Source organism: Caulobacter sp. FWC2 (assembly GCF_002742625.1).
Taxonomy (GTDB): Bacteria; Pseudomonadota; Alphaproteobacteria; order Caulobacterales; family Caulobacteraceae; genus Caulobacter.
This window is the reverse complement of the sequence record NZ_PEBF01000001.1, coordinates 2,942,908-2,955,001: the sequence shown is the minus strand read 5'-3', so window position 1 is coordinate 2,955,001 and position 12,094 is coordinate 2,942,908. Positions and strand designations below refer to the sequence as shown.

At 66.0% G+C, this 12,094-nt stretch carries 13 protein-coding genes; 8 read left to right on the top strand and 5 right to left on the bottom strand.

Annotated features, from left to right (window positions below):
- Positions 1 to 110: 110 nt before the first annotated feature.
- A complete protein-coding gene (locus CSW62_RS14145) occupies positions 111 to 1,106 on the bottom strand; it encodes a FecR domain-containing protein (protein ID WP_099578818.1) in 996 nt (331 codons plus the stop codon).
- A 14-nt stretch (positions 1,107 to 1,120) separates the two neighbouring features.
- A complete protein-coding gene (locus CSW62_RS14140; protein WP_099578816.1) occupies positions 1,121 to 1,627 on the bottom strand; it encodes an RNA polymerase sigma factor in 507 nt (168 codons plus the stop codon).
- Between the two features lie 152 nt (positions 1,628 to 1,779).
- On the opposite strand from CSW62_RS14140, the gene CSW62_RS14135 reads away from it, so the two are divergent.
- The 6 genes from CSW62_RS14135 (at position 1,780) to CSW62_RS14110 (ending at position 5,244) form a co-directional block, all read left to right on the top strand.
- Positions 1,780 to 2,121, top strand: coding sequence for a helix-turn-helix domain-containing protein (locus tag CSW62_RS14135; protein WP_099578814.1), 342 nt, complete (start codon positions 1,780 to 1,782; stop codon positions 2,119 to 2,121).
- A 158-nt stretch (positions 2,122 to 2,279) separates the two neighbouring features.
- A complete protein-coding gene (locus CSW62_RS14130; RefSeq protein WP_099578812.1) occupies positions 2,280 to 3,038 on the top strand; it encodes a DUF2285 domain-containing protein in 759 nt (252 codons plus the stop codon).
- A gap of 118 nt (positions 3,039 to 3,156) precedes the next feature.
- A complete protein-coding gene (locus CSW62_RS14125; RefSeq protein ID WP_099578810.1) occupies positions 3,157 to 3,459 on the top strand; it encodes an AlpA family transcriptional regulator in 303 nt (100 codons plus the stop codon).
- On the top strand, positions 3,456 to 3,914 hold the full coding sequence (locus CSW62_RS14120; protein ID WP_099578809.1) for a DUF2840 domain-containing protein: 459 nt from the start codon (positions 3,456 to 3,458) through the stop codon (positions 3,912 to 3,914). The genes CSW62_RS14125 and CSW62_RS14120 overlap by 4 nt, the downstream gene beginning before the upstream one ends.
- Positions 3,911 to 4,417, top strand: coding sequence for a S26 family signal peptidase (locus tag CSW62_RS14115; protein ID WP_099578807.1), 507 nt, complete (start codon positions 3,911 to 3,913; stop codon positions 4,415 to 4,417). Before CSW62_RS14120 ends, CSW62_RS14115 begins: the two co-directional genes overlap by 4 nt.
- Before the next feature lie 2 nt (positions 4,418 to 4,419).
- Complete coding sequence (locus CSW62_RS14110) at positions 4,420 to 5,244, top strand: lytic transglycosylase domain-containing protein (protein WP_099578805.1); 825 nt, start codon at positions 4,420 to 4,422, stop codon at positions 5,242 to 5,244.
- 94 nt (positions 5,245 to 5,338) lie between these two features.
- Here CSW62_RS14110 and CSW62_RS14105 read toward each other — a convergent pair whose 3' ends face one another.
- From CSW62_RS14105 to CSW62_RS27260, 3 genes are all read right to left on the bottom strand, one after another.
- The gene (locus CSW62_RS14105; protein ID WP_099578459.1) at positions 5,339 to 6,865 is read right to left on the bottom strand and encodes an IS66 family transposase; all 1,527 of its coding nucleotides are present in this window, start codon (positions 6,863 to 6,865) and stop codon (positions 5,339 to 5,341) included.
- Positions 6,866 to 6,937: 72 nt separating this feature from the next.
- Entirely contained in the window at positions 6,938 to 7,291 is a 354-nt protein-coding gene (tnpB, locus tag CSW62_RS14100) for an IS66 family insertion sequence element accessory protein TnpB (RefSeq protein ID WP_062095312.1), read from the bottom strand.
- On the bottom strand, positions 7,288 to 7,899 hold the full coding sequence (locus CSW62_RS27260) for a transposase (protein ID WP_099578457.1): 612 nt from the start codon (positions 7,897 to 7,899) through the stop codon (positions 7,288 to 7,290). Before CSW62_RS27260 ends, tnpB begins: the two co-directional genes overlap by 4 nt.
- Positions 7,900 to 8,404: 505 nt before the next feature.
- Here CSW62_RS27260 and CSW62_RS14085 point away from each other — a divergent pair.
- Positions 8,405 to 10,117 (top strand): DUF3363 domain-containing protein, encoded by a 1,713-nt coding sequence (locus CSW62_RS14085; protein WP_099578803.1) that lies wholly within the window; start codon positions 8,405 to 8,407, stop codon positions 10,115 to 10,117.
- Positions 10,118 to 10,132: 15 nt separating this feature from the next.
- Positions 10,133 to 12,088, top strand: a complete 1,956-nt coding sequence (locus CSW62_RS14080) for a conjugal transfer protein TraG (RefSeq protein WP_099578801.1) — start codon at positions 10,133 to 10,135, stop codon at positions 12,086 to 12,088.
- Positions 12,089 to 12,094 lie beyond the last annotated feature (6 nt).

The following is a 12,094-nucleotide window of genomic DNA, read 5'->3' as shown; positions in this document are numbered from 1 at the left end:
CGGGAGACGCCGGCCGCGATCCTTATGATGCGCTTTGAACCGGCGTGCTTTCGGGTGGAGACACGCGAGGGGCGGACCGTTGGTAGCGGGTCCGCGAAATAATTATGTCATCAAGCGCCAGAGCGTGGCCGTAGTTCCACGCCGCCGTCGGGTTTGTGCACAGCCTCCAGATTGAAGCTCGCGACCGCGGCGTCGACGAACTCGCGTTGCTCGCCTGGCGAAAATAATCCGTTCATCTTGGCTTGGCTGGGGACCCCTGGCGCCAGCGTGATCTTGCTGCGCGCGTAGCGGTTCATCTCCGCCACCGCGTCGATCAGCTTCACGTCCTGGAAGGTGATGACGTTGTTGGTCCATCCCGTCAGGCTCGCGACATCGACGCGCTCAGGATGCGCCTTGCCGCCCGGCTGCAGAACGAGGCCTTGTCCCGGCGAGAGCGTCCAAGCGGCGTTCGGGGCGTCGCCCCGCACGCGGACTTGGCCTTGAGCCAGAACCACGGAAGCGCCGGGGCCATCGTGCCGCACATCGAAGCGCGTGCCGACAGCGCGCACTTCCATGGGTCCGGCCGTGACGAGGAACGGACGATTTGCGTCATGGGCGACGTCGAAAAACGCTTGGCCCTTGACCAGTTCGAGCTGGCGCGCGCCGTGGGTAAACCTGACGCTCAGCCGCGTGTCGGTGTTCAATTGTACGGTAGATCCGTCGTCGAGGTGCGCGGTCAGGCGCCCACCGACCTCGGTCTGGTAAGTCTTGGCTTGGCCGCCGACCAACACCACAAGCGCCGCGGCCACCGCCCCGGCGAACGCCACCCCGCCCCAGAGACGGGTATCGCGCAGGCTGAAGCGCGATGCAGTAGAGCGCTTGGGCCTGGGTCGAGCAAAGGCTTCGCGCGCCGCAGCTTGCAGCTCCGGGTCGTCTCGAAGGCCGCTCGCGGTGCTGCTGATGTCCTCGATTCGCCGATAGGCGGCGCGATTGCCGTCGCGCTGGATCCATTTGTCGAACTTTTCGAGGTCTTCGTTCTCGACTTCGCCGGCCGCGTCGTTGAGCACCGTAAACCAGGCAGCCGCTTCTTTTTCCCGGCGGAGGGCCTGTCGTCGGTCATCGATCATGTCGAGCTTCCGCCTTAGTCCCGCATCGCTTTCGAGGTCTTCTCCAGGGCCTTACGCATCCGATGGTGCACCGTCGTCCGCGGAATTCCCAAATGGACGGCGATCTCCTCGTACGTCATGCCGTGCACATGGTTGAGCATGAAAACATCGCGCAACTCCGTCGGGAGGGCCAGCACGATCTGTTTGAATGTCACCGCGTGGTCCTGGGTCGCTGGCGATGCGAGCTTCTCGAGCGCGGTTTCGCCAAGGTCATGGGTGACCTCGCGATAGCGATCTCGCCGCATGTTCGACGCGAGGTTCTCGGCGATCCGGATTAGCAGGGCCTCGGGATGCCGCAGCGTCCCAGCCGCCGCATAGGGCGCCGCGCGCAGGTAGCTCTCGTGCACCAGATCTTCCGCGGCCGCGTCGCCGTGACGACGACGCATCATCGGCCGGAACCAGCGGTCGTGCCGCTTGAAGAGCTGTTCCAGCGAGTCGACGAGCGCGCGGTGGGGCGGGGCAGGCGGTGAGGTCACGTCCACGGTGATAGTCCGAACTACGATCGCCCACAGATTCGTACGTGAATACCAAGTTTGAAAGATAGAAAATCAGAAAAGATATGTTTTGAGCGTCTGTGTGGTTTCATTGCCCTAGCTGAACATCCGTTGCGGGCAACGGATGGGCTTCAGAGCTTATGGCGAAAGTGGAGGAACAGCTTGGCGCTGTGGTGAAACATCACCGCAAGCGGCTTGGGCTGACTCAATCCCAGCTCGCCGAGAGGATCGATCGTCAGCCTGGAACAGTGCAAAGTTTGGAAGCCGGCAGCAACGCGCCCACTTTCGAAACTCTCGTTAGGTTGGCCGCCGTCTTCGATATGCCTTTGCGCGATCTATTCGGCGTCGGTGAGTTCGCTATCAAAGACGGGCGGGAGGATCCACTTGTGGGGATCGTTCAGCGCCTATCTGGTTTGACGACCGAAGAGTTGGAGTGGATCGACGAGGTCCTCGCCATAACGCTTCGTTTCAAGCCCGCCTAAACTCTGCCAGTTTAGGTGCAGTGAAAAAGCAAGCGGAGCGCGGTGAATCTCACCGCGTTGTCTGAAACCCTGCCGAGATGCCTCCACGCAGCGTCAGTGCAGACAATTTTCTATGGCTTAGCTGTGCGCACCGATGAACTGTCTGGCGCCATGGAAGCATGGCCTTGTCCGTTGTCTCGTCGGGAGCAGGACAGCCGCCCGGCAATAGCTGGGGCGGAGGCGCGAGACATTGGTTCTCCGCGCCGGCATTGGCCTGGGAATTCCTGCGACGAAACCCGGACTATCGCTCCGCCTATGCGTCTTGGCGGCGGGAAGGGCTCGAACCGCTCGCGCCGATCGATAGGAGGTGGGGTCTGCGTTTCGCGGCAGACCCGGCGCTCATCGCTGAGGAAGCCCAAGTATTTTGGTTGCCGGAAGTCGCTCCAGGCGTAGTGCTGCCACTCGAAGTCAGGCTGGGCGATACCGTCGGCGCCGGACCGCGATCGCTGCCCAACGGGCGACGTGTTCACGCTGATGATGGTCTTCACCTTCGGACCGATTGGGGGCTGCAGGTTCTCGTTCGAGGCGGCGGATCACTTGAAGGTCCGCTGATCGTTGCGCTCTCCTACGATGAGCACTTGGGTCTTCGGGTGCGCGCCATCGACGCCTTGGAACGTTTGTCGGCTGGCCGTCCGCCGCCGAAATCCCACCTGACGGGCGCGCAACGCTCGCGCCTCGACCGGTGCCTTGTCGCGTTGGACCGCGCCCTGGCAGGCGACAGCTATCGGACAATTGCCGAGCACGTGTTCGGGACACGCAGGGTGGAAGAGGGCGCGTGGAAGACCGCGTCCGTCAGGGCATCGACCATTCGGCTGGTTCAGGCGGGGAGGGCGTTGATGAGCGGCGGCTATCTCAAACTCTTGCGCGGCGGTCTCTGAACGCCTGAAGGGGTGACGAAAACAGGGGAGGCTGTGTTCGTCATCCCCCAGGGCGCCGTTCATCCGCCAGCCTATCCGAATGACGCCGGCCGTATCCGAGCGTCGCCGAGGATACGCCATGACCACCAACGGCGCCGCGGGTCCTCCGCGGCATCTCAGAACACCGGAAGCGGCCCGCTTTCTGGGCCTGTCCGACCGTACTCTGGAGAAGCATCGCTCGTATGGGACGGGCCCGATCTATCGCAAGATCGGCGGGCGCGTTGTCTACACGCTCGACGATCTGCAGGCTTGGTCGGAGCGCGGCGCGCGCACCTCAACCAGCGATCCCAATGCTCAGGTCGTATCGCCGGCCAAGCGCCACGCCGCCTCCGCGCCGGCCTTTATCGCGCCGGTCACGCGCGGCGAGGAGACCGGGCGATGAACACCCAGGTCGACCTCCTATGGCTGGACGGCCAGATTGAACGTTGGATCCGGTTTGGCCACAGCGCAGGCGAGCGCATCGTCGATCGCCGCCGCCGCATCGTCGAGTTCGCGCCGGGCGCGGTGTTTTGCTTCGTGCGCTGGCGCAACGGCGAGTACGGCACCGTCGAGTCCCGTATCGCCATCCTGCGCGCTGTCAGGCCGGGCGAGGCGTTCACCACCTATCCCTTCGTCGCGCCGGGCGCCGAGATTCTGCTGAATCTCGGCGGCTGGGCGAGGGTCCAAGCCGTCCTGGAAGTGATCGACGTGGTCGAGCGGCTCGGGGTAATCGCGAGCGCCGTCGCGCCGGACTACTGGCGTCATGTCGGTGCTCGGCTCGGTGTGGGTTTGCCGCCGCGAGCCTATGATCGGACGCGCCATCGCGCCTGGCTTCTGCGCCGGAAGTTGGCACGATGACTGCCCGATCCCGCGTTATCGCAGCGGCTGCAGTCGGCTGCGCGCTTGTCCTAGCGCCCTTGGTGATGCGGCCCGGCCCACGCTTGGTGTATAACGCCACCAGCAGCGCGCCTGTCGGGTTCTATTGGCATGGAACGCGCCCGCCCCGAGTGGGCGACTTGGCGCTCGTTCGGCCACCGCCCCCGCTCGCTCGATGGATGGCGTCACGCCACTACTTGCCGCTCAATGTCCCCCTGATCAAACGCATTGCCGCGGTCGAAGGGCAGGCCGTCTGTATCCAATCGGGCGTGGTGACGATCGATGGCGTCGACGTCGGGATCGCTCTGAGGCGTGATCTTCTTGGCCGCAGGCTGACACCATCGGTGCTTTGCCGACGCCTGGGTCCGGACGAGATTTTCCTCCTCAACTCCGCGCCACGCAGCCTCGACGGGCGATACTTCGGGCCGCTGTCACGCCGATGCGTCCTTGGCCGCGTGACGCCGCTCTGGACCTGGGGGCGCTGAGTATGCTCCACGCGTCTCCTCTTTCCTTGTTCGGCCCGCTTTGCGCTTCTTTCCTCGTCCCGGCCAAGGTCGCGACAGCGGCCGCGCGCAGGCACGGTCAAGGGCGGCCCTTGGGCCGGCGCGCTTTGCGCGCTCCCCTTGAGGGTGGCGAGCACGGTCGCACGCTTGAGAGTGACCGGACATCGCACAAGCCATCCTGCAAGGCATCAACCGTTCTGGTGATCCTAGGCCTCTCTGCGGCGGCCGCCCTGACGCCGCTGGCGGGCTCCTACGGCGCGACGCCTGCTTCTCAAGAGGCGTCGGTCAACTTCCTGGTGGATGAGGCCGCCGCGCGCTTCGCGCTGCCATCCAATTGGATCCACGCCGTGATCGCCGCCGAGAGCGGGGGTGACGCGCACGCGATCTCGCCCAAGGGCGCGATGGGCTTGATGCAGTTGATGCCCGCCACTTGGCGCGCCCTCAGCGCGCAGCATGGGCTGGGTTCGGATCCGTTCGATCGGCGTAGAAACGTGATGGCCGGAGCAGCATATCTTCGCCAGCTCTACGATCAGTTCGGGCCCCGGGGTTTTCTGGCCGCCTACAATGCTGGGCCTACGCGCTACGCCGAGGCGCGCGCGGGGGTCCGGCCCTTGCCGACGGAAACGCTGAACTACGTGGCCAAGGTCGAGCGGTCGATCCTGGCGTCGGGCGCCGACAAGGCGGTCAGGGTTGCGCCGGCCGGGATCGATTGGCGCGCGGCCGGACTGTTTATCATCACGCCGGATCATCAGGGCAAAGCGACCCCAGGGCTGCTGTTCGTCGGCGCGCCGGGTCGTGTGACGCCATGACCGCTCAGCTGCAAGCGGCCGCCTCGGAGGAGGTTTGGACAGGCCGTGAAGGGGCGGATTTCGGGAGCGTAAGCGTCCGGCCGCTGCACGTCGGTCAGGTGTTGACGTGATTTCCGCGCTTCCAGGCCCAGGGCAGCAGCTCGTCGAGGCGGTTGACGGGGTGCCCATCGACCATGCGCTCCAGCACATCACGCAGGTAGGCGAAGGGCTCGACGCCGTTCATCTTGGCGGTCTCGATCAGCGAACCGACCACGGCCCAGCGGTCGCCGCCGCCGTCCGAACCGGCGAACAGGTGGTTCTTGCGGCCCAAGGCAATGGGCCGGATCGCGCGCTCGACGGGGTTGTTGTCCAGGTCGATGCGGCCATCGGTGAGGAACAGGCTGAGGGCGTCCCAGCGGCCCAGGGCGTAGCGAATGGCCTCGGCCAGAGCGCCGCGCGGCGGCACGCGGGTGAGCTGACGTTCGAACCAGGCGTGCAGGGCATCGACCAGCGGACGGGAAGACTCCTGACGCGCCGCCCGCCGCAGCGCCGCCGACTGGCCGCGCACCTGGGCTTCGATGGCGTAGAGCTCGCCGATCCGGCGCAACGCCTCGACGGCCACGGGCGCCTTGGTGGACTCGGCGATCTCATAGAACTTGCGCCGAGTGTGCGCCCAACAGGCCGCCAGCTTGACGTCCCCGGACGCCGTCAGCGGTTCGAAGCCGGCATAGCCATCGACCTGGAGAACGCCCTTGAACCGGCCCAGATGGGCGGCCGGGCGCTCGCCCTTTCGGTCCGGCGCATAGACATAGACCGTGCCCGGCGGCTCGGGTCCGCCCCACGGCCGATCATCACGGGTGTAGGCCCAGAGGCGTCCGGTCTTGGTCCGACCCCGACCAGGATCCAGCACCGGGATCGGCGTGTCGTCGGCGAACAGATGGCCGCTGGCGAACAGGTTTTCGGCCAGCCTGTCGTGCAGGGCTTGCAGCCACCAACACGCCCCGCCGACCCAACCAGCCAGCGTCGAGCGCTCCAGATCCACGCCATGCCGAGCGAAGATTTTGGACTGCCGATAGAGCGGGGTGTGGTCGCAGTACTTGCTGACCAGCACCTGGGCCAGCAGCGCCGGCGTGGCCAGGCCGCCATCGATCGGCCGCTCCGGCGCCGGCGCCTGGACCACCGTGGCGCAGGCCCGGCAGGCGTACTTGGGGCGCACGATCCGGATCACCCGCATCTGCGCCGGGACCCAGTCCAGCATCTCGCTGACGCTCTCGCCGATGCTGTGCAGGGCGCCGCCGCAGGCGCAGACCGGGCTGTCGATGTCGATCAACCGGTCTTCGCGCGGCAGATGGTCGGGGAGCGGTTTGCGCTTGGGCTGAGCCTTCGCGGGCGTCGGCAGGATGTCGGGCCGGCGCGCTTCGGCGGCGGCCAGATCGGTCTCCACATCCTCCAGGGCCAGCGCCAGTTGATCGGCGTCCAGGCGCTCGGAACGGCGGCCAAACTGGGCGCGCTGGAGCTGCTTGATGATGGCTTTGAGCCGCTCGATCTCGCTGTCCCGCTCACCGACGAAGCCGGCCATTTCGCGCACCAACTGGTGCAGCAAGGCCGTGTCGGTAGGCAGGTTTTCCAGATCCAGCCGCATGCCCGATTCTACTATTTTCGGACTCCGCGACCAAGCATTTTCCCCTTATTTGGCAGGGGTTTTGGCGTGGCTTCAGCCGGCGATGGCGGGCCTCCAGGTGCGCTCTGGGAACCGCCAGTCGATGCCTTCGATCAGCATGGCGAGCTGGGCGGGCGTGAGCACCACGCAGCCGCCCGGCGTGGTGATATGGGGCCAGATGAAGCGCCCGCGTTGCAGCCGCTTGGTGAACAGGCACAGGCCCGTTCCGTCCCAGTAGAGCAGCTTGATGGTGTCGGCCTTTCGTCCCCGGAAGGCGAACAGGTGGCCCGAGAACGGGTCTTCCTTCAGCAGGTCTTGCACCAGCATCGACAGGCCGTCGAAGCCCTTGCGCATGTCGGTCTGACCCAGCGCCAGATGCACCTTCACGCCGGAGGGGATGATCATCATCGGGCCGCCTCCCGCTGGGCCACGTACCGCCGGACCTCGTCCGGATCGCTCCCGGGCGGCGCGAAGACCCGGCGTCCGTCGCCAAGATCGACGGCCACCGCGCCCTCGGGAATGGGCAGTGGGATGCCCGCCGTGGGAGTCTGGCCCGCCGCTTTGAGACCATCGCCGACCAGCCGAACGCGAGCCAGCCGGGCGCGCTCGTCCTGGCCAAGGCCCATCTGGGCGCGCCACCGGAACACCATGCTGGTGACCACGCCGTGCTTCCTGGCCACCGCGCTGACCGTGGCTCCGGGCGCTTCCGTCTCGGCGACGATGGCGCGCCTTTGCGCGTCGCTGAACGTCCGTCGGCTACTCCGACCGTCACCGTCGCGGATGGTCCTGGTCACGTCCGTCAAGCCGGATTCCGGCGTCCGGGCCTTAGCACTAGTGCTTCGTCTGGGACCCACATACGGGCGGGCGCTGGGATGAACGAGCTCTCGCCAATCGATCCCAAGGGGGTCTTCGTCCAGGCGTTGACGCCACTGACGCAGCGACGAGGTCGTCAGTCGATGGGCGCTGGCGTACTCCGCAGCGCTCAGTCCGCTCCACAGTTGGGCCTCGACGTGCATGGCCCAGAACGCCTGCACGGCCCTGTTGCGGACCTCGCTGGTGGAACGTCGCGGCGGCGGCTTTCGCTTGCTCGAAGGCTTGTGCTGCAAGGCGTCGGCGTCACCGATCTTCTTCAGCCAGCTGCTGAAGACGCCGGGCTGGAGCCGGTGCTCGCCGCAGTATGCCGCGCGCGACAGACCGCTCAGCCGCCACGCTTCGATGTGGACCGCCCAATAGGTCCGCAGTCCTCGGTTTTGGTAGCGCTTCGACGCCACGGCCGACCTCCCTCGATCATCAGGAGCCCGACATGGTTCGTCTCATGGAAGGAGAACAAGAGTGCAACAACCGAACGCAAACTCGGGAGCGGGGTAGATGGCGAGATAAAAGGGCCGGGACCCTTTGGGGCCATGTCCTTGGTGGTGTTGAGGAAATTCCGGGACCTGCTGGACAAGGTTGGTCCCGGATTTCCAAGGTCCAAGAGGTTTTTCAAAGCGTTGTCCGGGACCTTCGGCCAGGGCTGCCGATATGTCTGACGACCACGAGTTTTTCCTCCGCCTTGGACGGATCGGCGACCGTGGCCCAGGAGCGGCGCCCCGCAGCCGCGGCTTCGTGAACGAGGTGCTCGCCGCGACACGTAAGAGCGGCCTGGGCGCCATCGATCTGAAGGGCGGGGCGCGGTATCGGCGATCCGGCCGCGGGCGGGACGCTGGTCGTCGATCCTCCCTGTCCAACCGCCGCGTCGTCATCAAGACCCGCATCGTCCGTCATGGCGGCAGCCGTTACCGCGCCGCGCCGCTGACCAGGCACATGCTCTATCTCCGCCGCGAGGGCGTGACCAAGGACGGGGCGCCGGCCCAGATGTTCGACCGCGATGGTGAAGCGGACCACGAGGCCTTCGCCAATCGGTGCGACGGTGACCGTCACCACTTCCGCTTCATCGTTTCGCCCGAGGACGCTGCGGCGCTGAAGGACCTTCGCGCCACGACGCGAGAGCTGATGGCCCAGGCGGAAAAGGATCTGGGCACGCGGCTGGATTGGGTCGCGATCGACCACTGGAACACCGAGCACCCGCATGTTCACCTCCTTGTCCGAGGTGTCGGCGAGGACGGCCGCGATCTGGTAATCGACCGTGACTACATCGGCCATGCCATGCGCGGGCGCGCCGAGGCGCTGGTGTCCCTGGAACTTGGTCCAAGGACAACAGCGGAGATTGCAGCGGGGCTAGATCGCGAGGTCGAAGCCGAGCGCTGGACGAGCCTGGATCGGCGGCTTCGCCAGCGGGCCGACGAGGACGGTCTGATCGATCTGCGACCTGATGCAGCGGCGCCGGGCCAAGTTCCTGCGCGGCTGATAGGCCGGGTGAAGTTTCTACAGAAGCTGGATCTCGCGGATGACGTCGGCGGGCGTTGGCGGCTCGACGAGGACACCGAGGCCCGGCTGCGTGCTCTGGGCGAACGCGGCGACATCATCAAGACCTTGCACAGAGCGTGGAGAAGCGAACGCGACCTTTCCGAGCTGCAGATCCGAGGCGATGAACTGGAGGCCCCGCTGGTCGGACGGCTCAGCGATCGCGGCCTTCATGACGAGTTGACCGGAGAGGCCTACGCGGTGGTGGACGGCGTCGATGGCCGTCTGCATCACTTTCGCTTTCGGGACCTGGGCGCGGCGGGTGACACCCCTGTCGGCGGTCTCGTCGAGATTCGCATCCGCACCCTGGACGAAGGCGGTCGCGCCCTAGAACTCTTGCACCGATCGGACCTGCCGATCGACCAGCAGGTTAGGGCGAGAGGGGCGACCTGGCTGGACCGCCAACTGGTAGTCAAGGAGCCGACGGCCTTGGCAGAGCAGGGGTTCGGCCGCGAGGTGCGTGACGCCTTGGATCAAAGGCGCGGTCATCTCCAACAGCAGGGTCTTATCGATCGGTTCGGCCGGCCTCGGGCGGGGCTGCTCACCGGACTCCGATCCAGGGAGATCGCGCACGTCACGGCCAACATTGCCTCGAACGGCGGCGGCAGTTTCACGGACCTGAAGCCGGGGGACCTCGTGCAGGGCGTCTACCAGCGACGGTTGGACCTGGCGTCGGGCCGCTTCGCGATGATCGACGATGGGCTTGGCTTCCAACTCGTGCCCTGGACCAAGACCTTGGAAGACCGCCTCGGACAGGAGGTGAAAGGAACCATGACCCCGGGCGGAGGGGTCGATTGGGCGCTCGGACGCAAGCGGGGGAGAGGGCTTTGAACGTGAGCCTCCTCCATGAGTGGAACGAGAATCCTCTGGGGCCAGATCCTGGTCGTTGGCCTCTTGGCCTTGGCCGGCATATGGCTCGCGACTGAATGGACCGCCTGGCGACTGGGCTTCCAGCCGCAACTCGGGCCGCCCTGGTTTCACCTCGGGTCGTGGCCCGTCTATCCGCCGCCGGCCTTCTTTGTCTGGTGGTTCATCTACGAGGCCTACGCGCCCGATGTGTTCGCGCGCGGCGCGTTCATGGCGGCCGGCGGGTCAATGGTCGCCGTGCTTGTGGCGATCGGGATGTCGATCTGGCGCGCCCGCGAAGCCAAGAAGGTGACTACCTACGGCTCGGCGCGGTGGGCTACGGAGAGCGAGGCCAAGGCTGCCGGATTGCTCGGTCAGGACGGTGTCGTCCTCGGTCGACTGGGGCAGCAGTACCTTCGACACAACGGTCCCGAGCACGTCCTGTGCTTTGCCCCGACGCGTTCGGGCAAGGGCGTGGGCCTGGTCGTGCCGACGCTTCTGACTTGGCCCGGCTCGGCGGTTGTCCACGACATAAAAGGTGAGAATTGGCAGCTCACCGCCACATGCCGCGCGACGGTCGGACCGGTCCTGCTGTTCGATCCGACGAACCCGATCTCCAGCGCCTACAATCCTCTGCTGGAGGTTCGGCGCGGCCCCACCGAAGTTCGCGACGTTCAGAATATCGCCGACATCCTGGTGGATCCCGATGGGGCGCTTGAGCGCCGCAGCCATTGGGACAAAACCAGCCACAGCCTCCTCGTCGGCGCGATCCTCCACGTTCTCTACGCCGAGACCGACAAGACGCTGGCGGGTGTCGCAAACTTCCTCGCCGATCCTCGCCGTACGATCGAGGCCACACTACGAGCGATGATGGCGACGCCGCATCTTGGCGAACGCGTCCATCCTGTGGTCGCCAGCGCGGCGCGGGAGCTGCTGAACAAGAGCGAGAACGAGCGGTCGGGCGTCCTGTCGACGGCGATGAGTTTCCTGGGCCTCTACCGGGACCCTATCGTCTCGGCCGTGACTTCCCGTTGCGACTGGCGGATCGACGATCTGGTCGCTCCGGGGCGGCCGGTGACGCTCTATCTGGTCGTGCCGCCGTCGGACATCAGCCGCACGCGGCCCCTGATCCGTCTGATCCTCAACCAGATCGGACGGCGGCTGACCGAGGGGCTCGAGACGGCGAGGCGCCGACCTCAGCTCCTGCTGATGCTGGACGAGTTTCCTGCGCTCGGACGGCTCGATTTTTTCGAGCAGGCGATGGCGTTCATGGCCGGCTACCGGATCAAGGCCTTCCTCATTGCGCAGAGCTTGAACCAGATCGCCAAGGCTTACGGGGAGAACAATTCTATCCTCGATAACTGCCATGTCCGCGTCGCGTTTTCCACGAACGACGAGCGGACCGCGCGCCGGATCAGCGACAGCCTTGGCACCGCAACCGAGATGCGGGCGATGAAGAACTATGCCGGGCATCGGCTGTCACCATGGCTCGGCCATCTGATGGTCAGCCGCCAGGAGACGGCGCGCCCTCTGCTGACGCCCGGCGAGGTGATGCAGTTGCCGGCCGACGAGGCGATCGTGCAGGTGTCGGGGGTTCCGCCGATCCGCGCCGCCAAGGCTCGTTACTATTTGGATCGGCAGCTTGCCGGTCGGGTAGAGAAGCCGCCTGCGAAACCAGCGATCCTCGTGTCGGCGAACGTCATCGAATGGGTGTCGGTTGTAGCCTCGAGGACGAAGTCGGCCAGCGCCAGTGATCCCGACGATGACGAGGGCGGGCACCGGATAGAACCGGACTTGGATCCGCCGGCGGAGGTCGCGCCGGCGCAGGAGGGTGCCACTCTAGATATTGAGCTCGACCTCGACGCCGACGACGGTGTTCAAGCCGAACAGTCGCGGCGCTTTCGCAATGCGGCGCGGATCGCGGCGCTGGACCCTGACGATGGAATTCCGCTGTGAAGGTCC

Coding starts and splice junctions, on each gene's coding strand:
- CSW62_RS14130 (WP_099578812.1), top strand. CDS start 2,280: ATGGCCTTGTCCGTTGTCTCGTCGGGAGCAGGACAGCCGCCCGGCAAT.
- CSW62_RS14080 (WP_099578801.1), top strand. CDS start 10,133: ATGAGTGGAACGAGAATCCTCTGGGGCCAGATCCTGGTCGTTGGCCTC.
- CSW62_RS14110 (WP_099578805.1), top strand. CDS start 4,420: ATGCTCCACGCGTCTCCTCTTTCCTTGTTCGGCCCGCTTTGCGCTTCT.
- CSW62_RS14105 (WP_099578459.1), bottom strand. CDS start 6,865: ATGCGGCTGGATCTGGAAAACCTGCCTACCGACACGGCCTTGCTGCAC.
- CSW62_RS14115 (WP_099578807.1), top strand. CDS start 3,911: ATGACTGCCCGATCCCGCGTTATCGCAGCGGCTGCAGTCGGCTGCGCG.
- CSW62_RS14135 (WP_099578814.1), top strand. CDS start 1,780: ATGGCGAAAGTGGAGGAACAGCTTGGCGCTGTGGTGAAACATCACCGC.
- CSW62_RS14085 (WP_099578803.1), top strand. CDS start 8,405: ATGTCTGACGACCACGAGTTTTTCCTCCGCCTTGGACGGATCGGCGAC.
- CSW62_RS14120 (WP_099578809.1), top strand. CDS start 3,456: ATGAACACCCAGGTCGACCTCCTATGGCTGGACGGCCAGATTGAACGT.
- CSW62_RS27260 (WP_099578457.1), bottom strand. CDS start 7,899: ATGCACGTCGAGGCCCAACTGTGGAGCGGACTGAGCGCTGCGGAGTAC.
- CSW62_RS14125 (WP_099578810.1), top strand. CDS start 3,157: ATGACCACCAACGGCGCCGCGGGTCCTCCGCGGCATCTCAGAACACCG.
- tnpB (WP_062095312.1), bottom strand. CDS start 7,291: ATGATGATCATCCCCTCCGGCGTGAAGGTGCATCTGGCGCTGGGTCAG.
- CSW62_RS14145 (WP_099578818.1), bottom strand. CDS start 1,106: ATGATCGATGACCGACGACAGGCCCTCCGCCGGGAAAAAGAAGCGGCT.